We start from the raw sequence: 19,665 nt of genomic DNA, 5'->3' as shown, positions 1-19,665 counted from the left end.
TCTTCAACACGATTATATTTGCTGATTGCTCCGATTATTAATTGTTATTTTACCAATCTATCATCATATAGTAAAGTAAGCTTATTGGAATTATTCGATTTTAAAACATAGTTTACCTATAAGTATTGGAGGGGAAATGAATGGGTAAAGTTTATATTGTGGGTGCTGGCCCTGGAGATGTGGAGCTTATCACAGTAAAAGGACTTCGCTGTATTAAAGAAGCGGATGTTATTTTATATGATCGTTTAATTAATCATGAACTATTAAGCTATGCAAAGCCGAATGCACAACTGATTTTTTGTGGGAAGCTACCAAATCGTCATGCCATGATTCAAGAGCAGATTAATCAATCTCTTGTGAAGTATGCAAGCCAAGGAAAAGTTGTAACACGTTTAAAGGGTGGCGATCCTTTTGTCTTTGGACGTGGTGCTGAAGAGGCAGAAGTCTTGGCGACACATCATATTCCATATGAAATTGTTCCCGGTATTACTTCGGGTATTGCAGCACCAGCCTACGCGGGTATTCCTGTAACACATCGTGACTTCGGTTCAAGCTTTGCTATCGTGACAGGGCATATGAAGGAAGGGAAAGACGATTCGATTAAGTGGGAAAGCCTTGCGAATGGTGTAGATACATTAGCTATTTATATGGGCGTAGGCAATTTACCATATATTTGCGAACAGCTACTAAAATATGGTCGCACTGCTACAACGCCTGTTGCACTTGTTCATATGGGCACATTCGAGGAGCAGCAAACCGTAACGGGGACACTTGAAACGATTGTAGAAATTGCGCTGGAGAGCAAAGTGAAGAACCCGAGCATTATTATTGTTGGCGAAGTCGTTGCACTAAGAGAAAAAATTCAATGGTTTGAGGCACAAAATCAATTGAAGGAAAGCGTCGTGTAAAAATGCAAGCCATCTTATATGTCGGTCACGGCACAAGAGTGAAGCAAGGAGTAGATGAGGCGATTCAATTTATTGAATCGATTAAGCAAGAAATACCTGTAACGATTCAGGAAATTTCTTTTTTAGAGCTAGTTGAGCCAGATATTGTGCAAGGTGTTGGGCGTTGTGTAGAGCAAGGGGCGACACAAATAGCGATTGTGCCATTATTGCTATTAACAGCACAGCATGCGAAGGAAGACATTCCGCTAGAAATAGAAAAAGCGCGGCAGCTTTATCCGCATGTGCAATTTACGCTTGGGCGACCGTTTGGTATCCATGACAAATTGATTGAGACAATATATAAGCGTATTGTGGAACAGCAAATAGAGATTTCACATGATGCAGAGGTGTTATTAATTGGGCGAGGTAGTAGCGATACAGCGGTTGCGCGAGATATGCAGAAAATTAGCGGATTTGTACGTAATAAATTCGGGTTTCACTCAGTTGATGCATGCTTTTTATATGGAGCAGGTCCAGCTTTTCAAGATGCACTAGAAACAATTAAAAAAAGGGACGTTAAGCAATTATTTATTGTTCCTTATTTATTATTTTCGGGCTTATTAAGTAGAGGGATTGAAAAAGATATAGCGGCACTACAGTTTGATCGTTCACGTGTAGTTTTATGCGCTAGCTTAGGCTATGACGACAATGTTCGACAAGTATTAATAGAGCGGGTGCAGGAGGTTATTAAGTAGGGGGGATATTTATGACAAAGCAAAAGAGCAATAGTGAAATGACGCTTGAAAGCATTAAAGAAATGTTAGAAACAATTAAATTTGGAACGATTACACTCGTTATTCAAGATGGGCATGTTGTTCAAATTGAAAAAAATGAAAAAATTCGTTTAAAGTAACTAGCTAATGATTCGTGAGGTGGAAAACTTGACTTTACAAGTATTGAACAGCCCTTTTAATGAGGAGCAAGTAAAACAATTAAACACGTTATTACCGACATTAAATGACTATCAAAAAATTTGGTTAACAGGCTATTTAAGCGTTGTATCAACTACAAATGTAGCGGCTGCGCCAGTTGTCGATGTAGCAGAAGAGGTAAAAATAATTACTGCAGAGCCGCAATCCGCAACCATTTTATACGGTTCGCAAACAGGAAATGCTCAAAGCTTAGCAGAAAAGCTTGGCAAAGAGCTAACGGAGGCTGGTGTAGATGTAACCGTTGCATCAATGGCGGCATTTAAAACAAATCAACTAAAGAAGCTCACAAATTTATTTATTGTTACGAGCACACATGGTGAGGGAACACCGCCAGATAACGCGATTCAATTCCATGAATTTTTATATAGCAAGCGAGCACCGAAGCTAGAGCATGTGCAGTTTTCTGTATTAGCACTTGGCGATAGTTCCTATGAGTTTTTCTGTAAAACAGGTGCTGATTTTGATGAGCAATTAGCAAAGCTCGGCGCACAGCGTATTGTGCCACGGGTGGATTGTGATTTGGATTATGACGATTTAGCCGCAAGCTGGTTTGCAAATGTGAAAAATGCGCTAGTTACGACAGCATCAGCTTCTGTGTCACAAACGAGTGGGGTGACGAAGGAAGTCAGCAGCTCACAATATTCGAAGAAAAATCCATTCTATGCAGAGGTATTTGAAAATATTAATTTGAATGGGCGTGGCTCTAATAAAGCAACACATCATATTGAACTTTCATTAGAAGGATCAGGTTTAACATATACACCGGGTGATAGCATTGGCATACTACCTGAAAATGATGAACAGCTAGTTGGCATATTAATCGAGGCACTTGGCTTCCAACAGGCTGAAATCGTTAAAGTGGATGAGCAAGATTTAACCTTAGCGGAAGCATTGCAAAAGAAGCTTGAAATTACAGTGTTATCAAAGCCGTTGCTACAAAAAATTCAAAGCTTTACGGTTCATCCAGACCTTGCAGAGCTTTTACAGGATGATCAAAAATGGAAAGACTATGTATATGGACGTGATTTGTTAGACGTAGTACAAAGCTTTGGGCCGTTTTCTTGGAATGCACAGCAATTTATCGAGCTATTACGCAAAATTCCAGCGCGTTTATATTCGATTGCTTCCAGTCAAGAGGCAAATGAAGAAGAGGCACATTTAACGATTGGCAAAGTAAGCTATGAGACAGATGGACGCGACCGATTGGGCGTATGTTCAGGTCAAATTGCAGAACGCATCGAGGTTGGGCAAAAGCTGCCTATTTATATTCATGCCAATCCGAATTTTAAATTGCCAAAGGATGACGATACACCAATCATTATGATCGGTGCTGGCACAGGTATTGCACCATTCCGCGCATTTGTGGAGGAGCGTGCGGCACATGGGGCAGAAGGCAAATCATGGCTGTTTTTTGGTGACCAGCATTTTGTAACGGATTTCTTATATCAAACAGATTGGCAAGGCTGGCTAAAGGAAGGGGCTTTAACGAAGCTAACAACGGCATTTTCTCGTGATGGCGATGAGAAAATATACGTACAACACCGCTTACAGGAGCATGCGAAAGAGTTATATGAGTGGATTGAGCAAGGTGCTGTGATTTACGTATGTGGTGATGAAAAGACGATGGCGGCAGATGTCGATAAAACCATCCAAGCCATCATTGCAGAGCAAGGCGCTAAAACAGCTGAGCAGGCAACAGAATATGTGAGCAATTTAAAGCAACAGCAGCGCTATCAACGAGATGTTTATTAAAGGGAATTGAAATGAGGCGAAAATAATGACGGAGAAAATCGTATTACCACCACAACCTGGTAAACCAAGCGATGTGGAACGAATAAAAAGTGAGAGTAATTATTTGCGTGGCACACTTGAAGAAACAATGAAAAATTCATTAAGTTCAGGTATTCCTGATGATGATAACAGGTTAATGAAATTCCATGGTAGCTATTTGCAGGATGACCGTGATTTACGCAATGAGCGTCAAAAGCAAAAGCTTGAGCCAGCCTACCAGTTTATGGTGCGTGTGCGTACACCAGGAGGGGCAGCGACACCAGCGCAATGGCTCGTAATGGATGAGATGGGTAGAAAGTATGGCAATGGCTCTTTAAAGCTAACGACACGTCAAGCGTTCCAAGTGCATGGCATTTTAAAATGGAATATGAAAAAGTATATGCAGGAAATTCATGAAGCATTATTAGATTGTATAGCGGCATGTGGTGATGTGAATCGTAATGTGATGTGTAATGTCAACCCGAATCAATCGAGGTTACATGAGGAAGTCTATATGTGGTCTGCGAAGCTAAGTGAGCATTTACTGCCGAAAACACAAGCTTATCACGAGCTATGGCTAGATGGAGAAAAAATTTATGACGGGCAGGAAAAAGAAGTTGAGCCAATGTATGGAGCACTTTATTTACCGCGTAAATTTAAAATCGGTATCGCCATTCCACCGAGCAATGATATTGATGTTTTCTCACAGGATATCGGCCTTATTGCAATTGAGGAAAATAATCAGCTTGTTGGCTTTAACGTTGCCGTTGGTGGTGGCATGGGGATGACGCATGGTGATACGGCTACTTATCCGCAGCTTGGGCGTTTAATTGGCTATATTCCGAAAGAGCGTTTACTTGAAACAGCAGAGAAAATTTTAACGATTCAACGCGACTACGGAAATCGTTCTGTGCGTAAAAATGCGCGCTTTAAATATACGATCGATGCGCGTGGACTTGATTGGTTTAAGGAGGAGTTACATCAACGTTTAGGCTGGCAACTTGATGAAGCTCGTCCATACGCATTTAAACGCACAGGTGATGAGTTTGGTTGGATCAAAGGTGAGGATGGTAAATGGCATTTCACACTCTTTATCCAAAATGGGCGTGTGCGTGATTTCGAGGATTATCAGTTAATGACAGGACTGCGCGAAATTGCGAAGGTGCATACAGGCTTATTCCGTTTAACACCAAACCAAAACTTGCTTATTGCAGATGTGACACCACAGAAAAAGCGTACGATTGATGCATTATTGAAAAAGTATAAAATTACAGACGGTGCGCATTATTCTGCATTACGTCGCAACTCGATTGCCTGTGTATCACTGCCAACATGCGGTTTAGCAATGGCTGAGGCAGAGCGTTATTTACCATCATTAATTACAAAAATTGACGCTATACTTGAAGAGTTCGGTTTACTTGAGACGGAAATTGGTATAAGAATGTCAGGTTGCCCAAATGGCTGCTCAAGAGCGGCAATGGGGGAAATCGGCTTTATCGGCAAAGGACCAGGTAAATACAACCTCTACTTAGGTGGAGATTTTAAAGGACAGCGTTTAAACAAAATTTATCGTGAAAATATAGGCGAAGAAGAAATTCTTTCAATATTGCGCCCGATACTAGAGCGCTATGCAAAAGAACGACAAGAGCAGGAGCATTTTGGTGATTTCGTCATTCGCCAAGGCTATGTTGAGGCAGTGACGGACGGTCGTCAATTTCATTAATAACAGTGCCAGGCACCCAAACAATTCTGAATTGTTTGGGTGCCTGGCACTTAATTTTTTTCTAGAAAGGTTGAGCTTTGTATAAAGCGCTTACATAACTGAATTTTTGAATGGGACAATATTTATCATGCATGAAACAAGTGAAATTTTCACTATTGACATATTTAGCGGTCAAATTATATAGTTATCCCAGTACAATTTTTGGAATATTCAAGACAATTAGATACTATAACTTGTACCTACAACCTGTTGACATGTAGTGGTGTTGTCTTGGGACTTCAAAAGCGTTTTAATGCAAACGTTTACGTGATGCACATATTTGTATGAGGGGGAAGACATTATGAAGAAAGTGCGAATTGGTGTTATTGGTGCAGGCTTGCGAAGTAGCTTGGCGCACTATTGGCATAAGCCTGATGGAGAATCTGAGATTGTAGCCTTGGCAGATCTTTCTGAGGAGCGACAAGCGAAGTTTCAGGAGAAATTAGGCACAGCATTATTTTTAACGAAAGACTATAAAGAGCTGTTAACGAGGGATGATATTGATGCAATTGCAGTATTATCGCCAGATTTTTTACATGAGGAGCATGTGATTGCTTGTTTGGAGGCAGGCAAGCATGTGTATGCAGAAAAGCCTTTAGCCATTACAGTAGAGGGCTGTGACCGCATTTTAGATGCATGGAAAAAGTCAGGTAAGCATTTAATGGTTGGCTTTAACATGCGTTATATGAGTATGTACCAAACAATGAAGGGCTTAATCGATTCTGGGGCAATTGGTGACTTGAAGGCCATTTGGGTACGTCATTTCGTTGGCTTTGGTGGTTATTTTTATTACCATGATTGGCACGGTAATTCAAAAAATACAACATCTTTATTATTGCAAAAGGCTTCACATGATTTAGATGTTATTCATTGGCTTTCAGGGAAGTACGCTACGAAGGTATCGGCATTTGGTAGCTTAGATTACTACGGTGGTGACGAGCCGAATACATTAACATGCCCTACATGTGATAAGAAGGATACATGCCCTGAATATGTGCCACACACATTTACGGAATGCGCCTTCCGTCAAGAAATCGATGTGGAAGATAATAATATGTTGATTATGGAGCTTGAGGGCGGTATTAAAGCTTCTTACTTACAATGTCACTTTACGCCAGATTATTCAAGAAACTATACGTTCATTGGTACAAAAGGACGTATCGAAAATGACGATGTGAACAATAAAGTGTATTTGAAAACACGTAAACAAAACTCTTGGCAAGAGCTTAGTGATGTAGTCTATGAAATGAAACCTGAAAACGGTGGACATGGTGGTGCAGATCCTAAAATTGCACAGGATTTTATAGAATTAGTGCTTTACAATAAAGAGCCTTTAACAACGCCGTTTGCAGGGCGTATGAGTGTTGCGGTAGGCTGCGCGGCAACGGAATCAATACGCAATGGAGGCAAAGTTGTCGAGATTTCGCAACGATCTACAATCAAGCAAAATTAATGAAGCAGGGGGATGGCTATGACGCTTTTAAATAAAACCGCTGTTGAAGAAAACACGTTTTCTAAGAAAAAAGCAAAAGTCAAAAAAAATCATTGGCTAGAGTGGAAAAAAGCATTAAGGAAAAATTGGCAACTTTATTTATTGTTGACGCCTGTTATTGTGTATTTCTTAGTTTTCCATTATTACCCTTTATACGGCTTGCAAATTGCTTTTAAAGATTTCGTAGCGACAAAGGGAATTACAGGTAGTCCGTGGGTTGGCTTTAAGCATTTCGAGCGCTTCTTTGATAGCTATTATTTCTGGAGATTAATAAAAAATACAATCGGTATCGGGGTATTTACATTGCTTGTATCCTTCCCTGTGCCAATTATTATTGCATTACTTTTAAATGAAATAAAAAGCCTGCGCTTTAAGAAGTTTGTTCAAACAGTGATCTATGCACCACATTTTTTATCAACGGTTGTTGTTGTTGGGATGTTACTGTTGTTCTTAAAGACTGATGGGATGATTAACCAAATTATTGTCTTATTCGGTGGTACACCGCTTGACTTTATTTCTGAGCCTGCATGGTTCAAATCGATTTATGTATTATCAGATGTTTGGCAAACGATGGGGTGGAGTTCCATTATTTATATTGCAGCATTAGCGGCAGTAGACCCAGCGCAGCATGAGGCAGCAATGATGGATGGCGCTTCTAAATTCCAAAGAATTATTCATATTAATATTCCTGCGATTATGCCGACAATTATTATTTTATTCATTTTAAATATGGGTTCTGTGATGGCTATTGGTTTTGAAAAAGTGTTTTTAATGCAAAATGACTTAAATATATCATCTTCGGATGTCATCTCAACATTTGTCTACCGTAGTGGTATTTTAGAGGCGCAATATAGCTTCTCGGCTGCTGTAGGGTTATTCAACTCAATCATTAACTTTATCTTACTTATTATGGTGAATAGAGTAGCTAAAAAGGTAAGTGACACAAGTTTATGGTAAAGGGGTGGTGAAATTGAAAGAATCAAGAGGCGATAGAGCGTTTACGGTTTTTAATTATATTTTCTTAACAGCTGTTGCGTTAATTGTACTTTATCCGTTGCTATTTGTATTGAGTGCATCTTTTAGTAATCCGCAATATGTTATTTCAGGTGAGATGTGGCTATGGCCAAAGGAATTTACCGTTGAGGCATATGAAAAGGTATTCAAAAATCCAGATATTATTAACGGTTTTATCAACACGGTGAAATATACGGTTTTTGGTACATTGCTAAATGTAGTAATGACAATTTGTGCAGCCTATCCTCTTTCACGTAGAGATTTAAAAGGAAAAGGCTTCATTATGGCTTTCATCGTATTCACTATGTTTTTCAGCGGTGGTTTAATTCCTACATATTTACTTATTCGTGATTTAGGGATGATTAATACGTTTTGGGTCATGATTATTCCAAATGCTGTTGCGGTATGGAATATTATCATTATGCGTACATTTTTCCAATCCATTCCACATGAGTTGGAAGAGTCAGCAACAATTGATGGTGCAGGGAATTTCCGTATTTTATGGAGCATTGTTTTACCATTATCTTTCCCTGTCATCGCTGTTATGGTGTTGTTTTATTCCGTGGGACATTGGAATTCTTATTTCCAAGCGTTAATTTACTTGCAGGATCAAGATAAGTTTCCACTTCAGCTAATTCTTCGACAAATTTTAATTCAAGGACAAGCTGATGATATGATTCAAGCTACTTCAGAAAGTTTCTTAGCTCAAAAACTTAGCGTTGAAGGGTTGAAATATGCTGTTCTAATCGTTGCTAACCTACCGATGCTAATGCTTTATCCGTTTTTACAACGATATTTTGTAAAAGGTGTCATGATTGGTTCATTAAAAGGTTAAAGAAGGGGAGAGATTTCAATGACAGTAAACAAGAGACGTGTATATGGTTTAGTAGCAAGTATGATGCTAGCTACAAGTATTTTAACTGCTTGTGGAGATAAGGGAGGCAGCAATGAGGCGAATGCGACTGGCAATCTTGAAAATTTAAATGAAACGGGTATGCCAATCGTGAAGGAACAAATCAATGTGAATGGCTTTGCTGCAAAATTTTTCGCTTCACAAGATTGGAGCAATTTAATGCTATGGCAAGAATATGAGAAAATGTCTAACATTCATATTAATTGGACTACCGTACAAACAGAGGCACTAGCAGAGAAGAAAAATTTATTATTAGCAGCAGGAGATTATCCCGATATTTTCTTTGCATCAGCATTTTCCAGAACGGATTTGATTAAATATGGTCAGCAAGGTGTATTTATAGCATTGAATGATTATATTGACAAGTATGCGCCGAACTTCAAAAAGGTGTTAGAGGAATATCCAAGCGTAAAACAAGGTATTACAATGGCTGATGGCAATATTTATGGCTTCCCAACAATTTATGACCCAAAATTTGATTCTTTACGGGTAGGGGCGCCGTGGATTAATCAAGAATGGCTTGATAACTTAGGTTTAAAATCGCCTGAGACGACTGAGGAATTGTATCAAGTGCTGAAGGCATTTAAAGAGCAGGACCCTAATGGTAACGGTATTCAAGATGAGCAAGGCTGGGGAACTGGTTATGGAATTAGACAGCATATTAATTTTTTACGGGGTACGTTTGGCTTAAATAAGCAAGGAACGATGAATATTAATTTAGATTTCAAACCGGGGACTGAAGAATTTCGATTTGTACCAACAACGGATGAATACAAACAGTTGCTACAGTTTTTAAACAGATTGTACAGTGAAGGGTTAATTAATCAAGATGTTTTTACAACAGAGCCACAAAAATTTGCGGCTGAAGCAGCAAAAGGAACATTCGGTATGCTGAGCGAGGTAGATCCGAAAGAGCTATTTAAGTTAGATAACTATGTAGGGGCTCAAGTATTAGAAGGACCGAATGGAGATCGTCGATATACGGCTATGTCGAATGGTCTAGGTAATTTAGGCATGTTCGTCATTACAGATAAAGCGAAAGATCCTGTGGCAATGGTACGTTGGATTGATCACTTATATGGACAAGAAGGAACAAAAATGTTCTTCATGGGCTTTGAAGGTGTTACGTATGAGGAAGATGCTGAAGGCAACTTCAAATACTTAGATACCATTACAAATAATCCGGATGGTAAAAACTTAGACCAAGCGATTAGTGATTATTTAACATGGCCAGGTGGTTACTACCCAGGTATCGTGACACAAAAGTATTTCCAAGGAGCAGAGGCGAAAGAAAACTCGCTTAAAAATGCAGCGCAAGTAATGCCATATGCTTTAAACGATGACGATATTATTCCAGGGTTAAACTTTACTTTAGAGGAAAACGACCAAATCGTGACGATTTTAACAGATATTCAAACTTATATAGATGAAATGGCAGCAAACTTCATTACGGGTAAAGCAAGCTTTGATAAGTGGGATGAATACACAAAGACGATTGAGAAGATGGGCTTAGAGAAATATATGAAAGTAGCTCAAAGCGCATACGACCGTACTAAATAAAGCTGTAGGGAGATTTATTCTCCCTACAGCCCTATGTATTTCTAAAGGAGGACATAGCAAATGAAATTTGAAGGTTGGAAGGGCAGGCTTTATTGGGCTGTTGAACTTATTACATTGTTAGCGGTATTGCAGTTGATGTGGATTGGTTTAACGATACTTGGTTTTGGGCTACTCGGTATTACGCCTGCAACAATCGCTATGTTCACCGTGTTACGTAAAAGGTTGCAGGGGGAAGATGATTTAAAATATCTTGCTAAAACATACTGGCAAACATACAAGCAAGAGTTTATTGCATCTAATAAAATTGGTGTAATTATTTTAGTTGTCGGTTATTTTTTAACAATTAACTTTAAAGTTATTGTCACAATACAAGGCGAAACGGGATTAATTTTATTTACTATATTAATTACATTTAGCATACTGTACGCCATTATGGTATTGAATATTTTCCAAATTTATGCGCATTACGAACTGCCATTTACGCGTTATTTTGCGACATCTATACTATTTAGTGTATCGTATCCTTTACAAACGATAGGCTCAGTTATTGGTCTTGCTATTCTATATCGTATTTTTACATGGATTCCAGGGCTATTACCGTTTTTCGGCATTAGCGTAACAGCCTTATTTTTAACATGGATGTCGTCACATATTTTTAAAATGAAGGCGGAGGCAGAAGGAGTGAGCTTATGACAAGTACATGGCTGGTTCATGCCAATATTGTACTGGAGGATACTATTTTACTTGATGGTTTTTTGCACATGATAGACGGTAAAATTGCAGCGCTTGATAAAATGGAGCATCGTCCTCCTATACCTATGGAGGCATACGTAATTGATTGTAAGCAGCAAGGCTATGTAATGCCAGGCATGATTGATATACATGTACATGGGGCTAAAGGTCATGATTTTATGGATGCTGACCCAATATGCTATGCAAAGATTGCAAAACATCTCGCGAGTGAAGGTGTCACAGCTTTTCTTGCTACAACCATGACATGCCCTATGTCTCAAATTGAAGCGGCAGTTACAGCACTTGCTGCATACTATCAAGAGCAACCACAAGCTGTGGCGCAAATGCTAGGGATTCATTTAGAAGGTCCTTTTATTAATCGCTCTAAAAAAGGTGCACAACCAGAGACTGCTATTTTAGCACCAAATGTACAGCAATTTAATTATTTACATGAGCAATCGAAAGGTTTAATACGTCTTGTTACATTCGCACCAGAGAAAGATATAGATTTCGCTATGCTTGCAGAGCTTTGCCAAAAAAATATTATTGCATCGATTGGTCACTCAGATGCAGATTATGATATGACGATGCAAGCTATTCGAGCTGGTGTTACACACGCTACACATTTATTCAATGGTATGAGAGGGATTCATCATCGTGACCCAGGTGTTGTAGGCGCTGTGCTACTAACAGATAATGTTTACGTTGAGTTTATTCCAGATAATGTGCATTTCCATAAAGACTTGCTACCATTAATTTATAAAATGAAAGGCTTGGAGCGGATGCTAGTTATTACAGATGGCATTCGTGCAAAAGGAATGCCAGATGGCGTCTATACATTAGGTGGTGAGGAAGTAGAAGTAGCGAATAATTGCTGTATTCAACGTAAAACAGGCTCATTGGCAGGCAGTGTTTTAAATATGAACACGGCACGAAAAAATGTAGAACAATGGCTTGCTTTATCGCTTCCAGAGCAAATTCGCCTCGTCTCTCTAAATCAAGCAATTCATTTAGGCATCGCTGATTTTAAAGGTTCACTAGCTATAGGGAAAGATGCGGATGTAGTGTGGTTAAATGCAGATGGAGAGGTTGAGAAAACTTTTTGTTTAGGAAAATTAGCTTTTGAGAAGAGTTAATATATAAATAGGCATCCTTTTGATTAGATGATATATTGATAACAATACAATGCAAAGAAAAAGGGTGTGGAGAAATGAAACCGTTAGATTCAGCGAGTGTGATCCCATTATATCATCAACTAAAACAAAGATTATCTGCAAAAATTCAATCAGGTGAATGGAAACCAGAGGATAAAATAGATTCCGAAAATCAATTAATGGAATTTTTTTCGGTGAGCCGCAATACAGTAAAGAAAGCAATTGAAGAATTAGTACAAGAAGGTAAGCTATATCGCATTCAAGGAAAAGGTACATTTGTATCAAAGCCACGATTTGAACAGTCGTTAGGAGGCTTTTATAGCTTCAGCCGTGTTTTACAGGAAAAAGGCTTAAACCCACGAGATGAGGTACTTGAAATTCAAGTAGTATATCCTTCAACGAAAGTAAGGCAAGGTCTTGAATTGGCAGAGGATGAGCAAGTTATTGAGGTAAAGCGCCTACGCTTTGCGGACAATGAGCCGATTGTATTAGAATCTTCTTTTTTACCGAAAAAAATAATTAAAGATAGCGAAATTTTGAATGAAGTAAGCTCTGTTTCGCTCTATAGCTTATTGGCACAACGTTTAAATATTGTGGTAATAAGAGCGAAAGAAGCCTTTGAGCCTGTGTTGATTCGAAAAAATGAGGCACATTTATTAAAAACAGAGGCGGGGCAGCCAGCTTTATTACTTGAAAGAACGGCATTTGATACATTAGATAGACCCGTAGAATTTTGTATTTCAATCGTTAGAGGAGATCGCTGTCGATTCTATACAGAATTAAATTAAATAGTCTTGCAGTTAGGAAACGTAGGTGCGTACCTGCTTTTCCTAACAATTCCTTATTGCAAATTTAATTATACCAACAACCCGTTGACGGAGGAGTGGAATTATGACATTAGTGACAACAACTGAAATGTTACAGGATGCTTATCAAAATAATTATGCAATAGGCGCTTTTGGGGCGCATAATTTAGAAGTGATTAAAGCGATTATTGCAGGAGCGGAAAAGGAAGGGGCACCTGTTATTTTGCAGACGACTGCCAGCACATATAAATATGTGGAAATGTCATATATGATAGCGCTAGCTAAGGCGGCGGCGGAGCAAGCAAAAGTACCAGTGGCACTACATTTAGATCATGGTGAATCATTTAAAGTTGTCATGGAATGTTTAAGAGCAGGTTATACATCTGTCATGATTGATGGCTCACATTTACCTTTTGAAGAAAATATTCAGCTTGTTAAAAAGGTTGTGGAAGCTGCTAACGCAATAAATATACCTGTCGAAGCTGAGTTAGGTACGATTGGTGGAGTAGAGGATGATTTACAGGTAGACGAGCAAAATGCCTTTTTCACAGATCCAGAGCTTGCTGAGCGCTTCGTAAAAGAAACAGGTATCCAATCATTTGCACCAGCATTTGGTACAGCACACGGAAAATATAAGCAAGAGCCCAAGCTACAATTTGAGCTTTTAGAGGAAATTCACCGTGTGACAAATCTTCCTTTGGTTATGCATGGGGCGTCGGGAGTACCAGAGGCAAGTGTACGCAAATCGCTACAGTACGGTATTGCGAAAGTAAATTTCTCAACTGAACTAAAGGATTTATTCGCTGAACAGCTAAGAGCTTTCTTTCTTGAAAATCCAAACGAAAATGATCCAAGAAAATATTTCCTCCCAGCACGCGAAGCATTAATTGAACTTGTACAGCAAAAGATTGTGATGTTACAAAAATGATTACAACCATCACATTAAATGCAGCGATTGACCAAGTATATGAGCTTGATTGCCTCGCTGTTGGTAACACGAACCGAGTTGTTAATAAACGACAGCAAGGGGGAGGGAAAGGCGTAAATGTTGCACGTGTCATTACGGCACTAGGTGGTCATGCATGTGTCAGTGGCTTTGTTGGCGGCTTGAATGGTGAAAAAATCGAGATGTTACTAAAGGAAGAAAAATTACATGCTGAATTTGTTCATATAGCACAAGAAAGTCGAATTTGTTTGACTGTTATAAATAAGCAAACGGGGGAAATGACCGAGCTATTAGAACAGGGGCCAATCGTTCAAGCGAAGGAATGGCAGCAAATGCTCACATGGATAGAACAGCAGGCTGAGCAATCTGATTATTTTGTCTTATCAGGTAGCTTACCTAAAGGGCTTCCAGCAAAAACTTATGCAACCATCATTGAGCGACTAAAGAAAAAGGGTATACGTGTTGTACTCGATACGAGCGCTGAGGCACTATTCGAAGGGGTGCAGGCTATCCCTTATGCTATTAAGCCGAATGAGGAAGAACTGGCACAGCTACTAGGCAAAGTAATTGAATCTGAGCAGGATTTAATACAGGCGGGTGAAAGACTGCGAGCATTAGGTATTGAGCATATTTGCTTTTCACTAGGCGCTAAGGGTGCTTTATTTATTAATGAATTTGGTGTATTTCGAGTGGATGCGCCGAAAATTGAAGTTGTCAATACTGTAGGTAGCGGTGATTCCTTTTTAGGTGGGCTGACGTATAAATTAGCACAAGGTGCAACATATAGTGAGGCTTATAAATGGGCTGTCGCATGTGGCTCTGCAAACGCCAGTGAAAAAGACATTGCGAAAGTGCATTTACATGTTGTCGAGGACTTTGTCCAAAAGTTAAAAATAACAAAGATTAAATAAAGAGAGGGATTATTATGCATACGTATAATGAAATCATGACACAGGCAGACAAATTAGAAAAAACGAACGCAATTGTTCAAGCGCAAGAATTTAATGAAGATGCTGTAGATATTACACTATTTACAGGGTGTGGCACATCATTTTATTTAGCTATTGCGGCTGCTCGCTATTATCAAGCTGTTACAGGTGATTTAGCTTTAGCTGTGCCAGCATCTGAGCTATTCTTACATGAGAGCACACATATTTTACCGAGCAAAAGTTATCGCATTATCAGTATTTCACGCTCAGGTACAACTTCAGAAATCATTATTGCCTTAAAGCACTTGGAAGGTGCAACGAATATTAAGACGATGGCGGTCACATGCAATGGTAATACACCAATGGCGGAGATAACAGATGAAGTGATTGCTTTAAATGATATTTCAGAAAAAAGCGTTGTCATGACACAATCATTTGCGAATATGCTCTATTCATTACAGTTATATGCGGCAAAGAAAAGCAAACGTGTAGAAATATTAGAGCAATTAAATAAAGTGCCAGCATTAGTAAGGGCGGCACTTGAAAATGGTGAGCAGTTAAAGCAAGTAACAGAAGATGCGACAAAAACACGCTTTATTTACTTAGGTTCAGGTGCTTATAATGGCTTGGCAAAAGAAGCAACATTGAAGCTAAAAGAAATGACACAAACGGAATGTGAAAGCTATTCTAATTTAGAATTCCGCCATGGTCCAATTTCCATTGTAGATAAAGAAACCGTTGTGATTGTATTTACGCAAAATGAAACAAAAGAATACGACCAAGCATTGGTGAAGGATATTCAGAAGCTTGGAGGCTTTGTCATTGTTATTGGTGCAGCAGAAGAACAATTGCAAGCCGATTTAGTCATTAGATTGTCAGAGGAGCTTGATGACGCTAATCGACTGAATGAAGTGATTCCGTATTTCCAAATTTTAGCTTATCAACGTGCTGTTTTTAAAGGTTTTGATCCAGATAAGCCACGTAACTTAACGCAAGTTGTGAGTCTTTAATGGTGATTGTATGAGCTATATTTTAGTAGCGGATGTGGGTGGAACGAAGCTAGCAACAGCTTTGTTTCATCAAAATCTGCAAATCATCAATAAAAAAGAAGTAGCGAGCGATAAAACAAATAGAGAAGCATTGTTTACTTGCTTGTTAAAAAGTTTTCAAGATTTATGTGAGGAACAGCAAATTTCCTTTGAGCAGATTGCAAAAGTAGCAGTTGGCGTGCCTGGCATTGTCGATCCAAAGCAAGGAATTGCTGTTTTCCAAAATAATATCCCTTGGGAGAGTTTCCCTCTTTCTAACCGTTTGGGAGAGATTTTTCCACACGCCCAAATAAAGGTGGATAACGACGTTTATATGGCTACATGGGGAGAGTATCAAGCGAGAACATTTTCCAAGGAAACGATGGTGTACATGACATTAAGTACAGGTATTTCCTGCTGTACAATTGTGAATGGAGAATTTGTCAGAGGAGCAGGCTTTGCTGGAGAAATCGGCTTTAATCCAGTAGAGGCTAATGGTCAAACATTAGAGGAAAGCGTTGCAGGTCCCGCAATTGAGGAGCGAGGAAGAAAGCTATTGCAGAAGCCAGAGATGACTTTAAAAGATATGATGCTACTGTATTATCAAGGAAATGAGCAAGTAACACAAATGATGAAACAGCTTATTCATCATATTAGTGCACAGTTGCAACACATTATTTTATTGCTTGACCCACATTGCGTTGTATTAGGTGGAGGGTTCTTCAATCACCATCCTATTATTGTAGAGCGCATCCAAGAAGAGCTACAGCAACGTTTTGCTAAGACGATTTTTGCAGGGAAAGAGCAGGTTATTGAATGTAGTATGAATAAAGGTGATGCAGGGCTTTATGGAGGGTTATAAAAGAAGTGCCAGGCACTCAAACAATTCTGAATTGTTTGGGTGCCTGGCACTTTCATTTAACGGATGCGCTTCTCCGTTTCTAAATCGAAGAAATGAACACGTGACATATCGAAGAATAACTTAGCTACTTGTCCCTGTGCGATTTTTGTATCAGAATTGACGCGGGCAATATATGGCTGTCCATGAAGCTGTGTATGAAGCATTAGCTCTGCACCTGTTAGTTCAGAAACGTCAATTGCAGCAGCTACTTCTGTGAAAAATGGCTCGGCATTAACAGAGGAACTTTCATAAATATGTTCTGGACGAACGCCAAGGAATACGTCTTTTTGAACATAGCCTTGTTCTTTTAATAGCTTATACTTCTCAGCAGGAACTGTTAAAATAGTATCCCCAACTTTAAAGCCATCCTCTTGTAAAGTACCTTTGAAGAAGTTCATAGATGGTGAACCGATAAAGCCACCAACAAATTTATTTTCAGGTGTTCCATATACATCCGCAGGTGTTCCGATTTGCTGTACAATACCATCCTTCATAACAACGAGACGAGATGCCATTGTCATCGCTTCTGTTTGGTCATGTGTTACATAAATGGTAGTTGTTTTTAATCGTTGGTGTAGCTTTGTAATTTCCGCGCGCATTTGTACACGTAATTTAGCGTCCAAGTTAGATAGAGGCTCATCCATTAAAAAGATATGCGCATCTCGAACGATTGCTCGACCAAGTGCTACACGTTGTCGTTGCCCACCAGATAACGCTTTTGGCTTGCGATCCAAATATTTTTCTAAATCGAGAATAGCGGCTGCATTATGTACACGCTCTTTAATTTCTTGCTTCGGCAGTTTACGTAGCTTTAAGCCAAATGCCATATTATCAAAGACCGTCATATGTGGATAGAGTGCATAGTTTTGGAATACCATTGCAATATCACGGTCTTTTGAAGGCACATCATTCATTCTTTTGCCATCGATTAAAAAATCTCCTGAAGAAATTTCTTCTAACCCTGCAATCATACGTAAAGTTGTTGATTTCCCACAGCCTGAGGGTCCTACAAGTACAATAAACTCTCGGTCTTGAATTGCTAAATTGAAATCTTTAACCGCTGTTACATCGCCTTCATATGTTTTAAAAATATTTTTTAATACGACCTTTTCCATTTTATATAATCCCCTTTGTTCGTTTTTTTCAGTGTATAAAAAACGAGGAAAAAAGCATATGTAGAAAATGCCCAATTTTACGTTCTTATTTTTGTGCATTTTTTGAAAAGGTTTGCAAAAAACTAGCGAAATAAACGATAATTGCCCCATCCATGCTTTTAGTTGAAATATTCGTTATATCTTGGAACTTTTGTAGACGGTAATTTAATGTATTGCGATGAATATGCAATTTTTTAGATGTGACGGAGCTATTTAAGCCACACTCATAAAAGACTTTTATTGTTTGTAGCAATTCCTCATCTGATTGTAGAGGTATTAAAATTTGCTGCTCGATAAATTGCAAGATGGAAGGAGGCATTTGCTTTGTAAGCAAAATAGGCAAAATTGCCTCAAAGGAATAAAAATATTCCTTGCTTTTATAATGTCGACATTCTTCAAACCATTGAGCTTCTCGCCTAAAATGGGCTGGGAAATCCTCATCCAATTTATAAAATTCGCCTTGATATAAATGAATATTAGCGAAGAAATCCGCTTCAAGCGTACGGATAAGCGCGATAAAATCCTCCTTATTGTTCATAGAGTGTGCTTTATGCTCAATCACTAACAGCTGCTGTGCCGTACTTTGTACTAAAATTGCATCAGAATGAAAAAAGCTCAGTATTGCCTCTGATAAGTCCTCAAAGGCAGGCAAATCACTTGCAAATACTAGCTGAATGACCCGCATATGTTGAGAAGCTTGTTTTAAAGGAATATCACCTTGTGTATATAAAAAAGTATACCAATCATTAGCTAATGCATTAGCTGTAGCAATCACTTCATGATAAAGCATACTTAACCATTCATAATCTCGTGCTGAAACTTCATCCTTTGTAATAGAAAACCACTCATCCAATTGCGTACAATAGAAAAAATAAACATCTTCTGACAAGGTATCGGGTTTTACTTGATAACGCTGATAAGTTGAAAATAATGATTGAAGATGGACAGTCATTCTATAATTCCTTTCTCAAATAGGTTAATTTTATTGTAAAGAAAAATGGATGCCAGAAAAGCTATGTGTAAGCGCCCTTCTGACATCCATCTTTTTAGTTACATAGTGCTGAAGAATAAGAAAGCAACGAGCGCTGCAAGTGCAAAAATAAAAATAATAATAACAGCAGCTGGAATCAATAGCGTGAAAAATGCTTTCCAATTAGAAATTTGATGGGCTTCTGCTACGACACAGATCGATACAACAAATGACCAAATGCCTAATCCGAATGATATTAGCATAACAATCGCAAAAATAGCCATGTCCAGTCCTGAGTAGATAAAATCTGGATTTAAAAGTGAGTCAGGTGATACGATGAACCAAATTAAATAAATTGGACCCATCGCAGCAGCAGGAATGGACGCTAAGCTCATTACTTTATACATATCTGTATATGTGGATGTGCCTTTAAAAAGTTTTCCGATGGCCCATGGGAAGAACGCTGTAATAAACAGCCCAAATATGGCAAACAGCGGAGAGAAAATAACTATCGCAATAAGGAACGGCCAAGTCAACATTTCACCTGCATCCAAAAGGTTGATAGGCAAACTAAGAATTGTACAAATTGTAATAATCATTATAGCAAAACCGATTGTTTTGTGTTCAATCAAATAGCTGTCTCTTATACACATCT

General features: G+C 38.8%; 19 protein-coding genes. 16 read left to right on the top strand and 3 right to left on the bottom strand.

Annotated features, from left to right (window positions below; all coding sequences use genetic code 11):
- The first annotated feature begins 140 nt into the window (after positions 1-140).
- The 16 genes from cobA to C9J34_RS15165 all read left to right on the top strand — a co-directional run bounded on the left by cobA (position 141) and on the right by C9J34_RS15165 (position 16,847).
- Entirely contained in the window at positions 141-908 is a 768-nt protein-coding gene (gene cobA, locus C9J34_RS15240; protein ID WP_107841036.1) for a uroporphyrinogen-III C-methyltransferase, read from the top strand.
- Between the two features lie 2 nt (positions 909-910).
- A complete protein-coding gene (locus C9J34_RS15235) occupies positions 911-1,642 on the top strand; it encodes a sirohydrochlorin chelatase (RefSeq protein WP_107841035.1) in 732 nt (243 codons plus the stop codon).
- Positions 1,643-1,680: 38 nt separating this feature from the next.
- Positions 1,681-1,800 (top strand): YezD family protein, encoded by a 120-nt coding sequence (locus tag C9J34_RS15230; protein ID WP_411830012.1) that lies wholly within the window; start codon positions 1,681-1,683, stop codon positions 1,798-1,800.
- 28 nt (positions 1,801-1,828) lie between these two features.
- The gene (locus C9J34_RS15225; RefSeq protein ID WP_107841033.1) at positions 1,829-3,631 is read left to right on the top strand and encodes an assimilatory sulfite reductase (NADPH) flavoprotein subunit; all 1,803 of its coding nucleotides are present in this window, start codon (positions 1,829-1,831) and stop codon (positions 3,629-3,631) included.
- 25 nt (positions 3,632-3,656) lie between these two features.
- Entirely contained in the window at positions 3,657-5,372 is a 1,716-nt protein-coding gene (gene cysI, locus C9J34_RS15220) for an assimilatory sulfite reductase (NADPH) hemoprotein subunit (protein WP_107841032.1), read from the top strand.
- Positions 5,373-5,712: 340 nt separating this feature from the next.
- The gene (locus tag C9J34_RS15215) at positions 5,713-6,864 is read left to right on the top strand and encodes a Gfo/Idh/MocA family protein (RefSeq protein ID WP_107841031.1); all 1,152 of its coding nucleotides are present in this window, start codon (positions 5,713-5,715) and stop codon (positions 6,862-6,864) included.
- Between the two features lie 18 nt (positions 6,865-6,882).
- The gene (locus C9J34_RS15210) at positions 6,883-7,860 is read left to right on the top strand and encodes an ABC transporter permease (RefSeq protein ID WP_107841030.1); all 978 of its coding nucleotides are present in this window, start codon (positions 6,883-6,885) and stop codon (positions 7,858-7,860) included.
- A gap of 13 nt (positions 7,861-7,873) precedes the next feature.
- Positions 7,874-8,752 (top strand): carbohydrate ABC transporter permease, encoded by an 879-nt coding sequence (locus tag C9J34_RS15205; protein WP_193769028.1) that lies wholly within the window; start codon positions 7,874-7,876, stop codon positions 8,750-8,752.
- 18 nt (positions 8,753-8,770) lie between these two features.
- Positions 8,771-10,390, top strand: coding sequence for an extracellular solute-binding protein (locus C9J34_RS15200; protein ID WP_107841028.1), 1,620 nt, complete (start codon positions 8,771-8,773; stop codon positions 10,388-10,390).
- Positions 10,391-10,450: 60 nt separating this feature from the next.
- Positions 10,451-11,083: a YesL family protein gene (locus tag C9J34_RS15195; RefSeq protein ID WP_107841027.1), complete on the top strand. Its 633-nt coding sequence runs from the start codon at positions 10,451-10,453 to the stop codon at positions 11,081-11,083.
- Positions 11,080-12,258 carry an N-acetylglucosamine-6-phosphate deacetylase gene (gene nagA, locus C9J34_RS15190; protein ID WP_107841026.1) on the top strand — a complete coding sequence of 393 codons (1,179 nt, stop codon included), beginning with the start codon at positions 11,080-11,082 and terminating at the stop codon, positions 12,256-12,258. The genes C9J34_RS15195 and nagA overlap by 4 nt, the downstream gene beginning before the upstream one ends.
- 74 nt (positions 12,259-12,332) lie before the next feature.
- On the top strand, positions 12,333-13,064 hold the full coding sequence (locus C9J34_RS15185) for a GntR family transcriptional regulator (RefSeq protein ID WP_107841025.1): 732 nt from the start codon (positions 12,333-12,335) through the stop codon (positions 13,062-13,064).
- Between the two features lie 103 nt (positions 13,065-13,167).
- Positions 13,168-14,010 carry a class II fructose-bisphosphate aldolase gene (locus tag C9J34_RS15180; RefSeq protein ID WP_107841024.1) on the top strand — a complete coding sequence of 281 codons (843 nt, stop codon included), beginning with the start codon at positions 13,168-13,170 and terminating at the stop codon, positions 14,008-14,010.
- A complete protein-coding gene (pfkB, locus tag C9J34_RS15175; RefSeq protein WP_107841023.1) occupies positions 14,007-14,939 on the top strand; it encodes a 1-phosphofructokinase in 933 nt (310 codons plus the stop codon). Before C9J34_RS15180 ends, pfkB begins: the two co-directional genes overlap by 4 nt.
- 14 nt (positions 14,940-14,953) lie before the next feature.
- Positions 14,954-15,967: an SIS domain-containing protein gene (locus tag C9J34_RS15170; RefSeq protein WP_238600673.1), complete on the top strand. Its 1,014-nt coding sequence runs from the start codon at positions 14,954-14,956 to the stop codon at positions 15,965-15,967.
- 10 nt (positions 15,968-15,977) lie between these two features.
- Complete coding sequence (locus tag C9J34_RS15165; protein WP_107841022.1) at positions 15,978-16,847, top strand: ROK family protein; 870 nt, start codon at positions 15,978-15,980, stop codon at positions 16,845-16,847.
- Between the two features lie 56 nt (positions 16,848-16,903).
- Here the strand turns inward: C9J34_RS15165 and C9J34_RS15160 are convergent, their stop codons facing one another.
- The 3 genes from C9J34_RS15160 to C9J34_RS15150 form a co-directional block, all read right to left on the bottom strand.
- Positions 16,904-18,001, bottom strand: a complete 1,098-nt coding sequence (locus C9J34_RS15160) for an ABC transporter ATP-binding protein (protein WP_107841021.1) — start codon at positions 17,999-18,001, stop codon at positions 16,904-16,906.
- Positions 18,002-18,086: 85 nt separating this feature from the next.
- Positions 18,087-18,992 (bottom strand): PucR family transcriptional regulator, encoded by a 906-nt coding sequence (locus C9J34_RS15155; RefSeq protein WP_107841020.1) that lies wholly within the window; start codon positions 18,990-18,992, stop codon positions 18,087-18,089.
- A 98-nt stretch (positions 18,993-19,090) separates the two neighbouring features.
- On the bottom strand, positions 19,091-19,665 hold a 575-nt coding region (locus C9J34_RS15150), incomplete at its 5' end, for a Yip1 family protein (RefSeq protein WP_107841019.1).

Origin of the sequence: Metasolibacillus meyeri (assembly GCF_003049505.1) — a bacterium.
In the GTDB taxonomy this organism is placed as follows: domain Bacteria; phylum Bacillota; class Bacilli; order Bacillales_A; family Planococcaceae; genus Metasolibacillus; species Metasolibacillus meyeri.
Note: the sequence above shows the minus strand (reverse complement) of the source record. Positions and strands in the feature narration are given on the sequence as shown.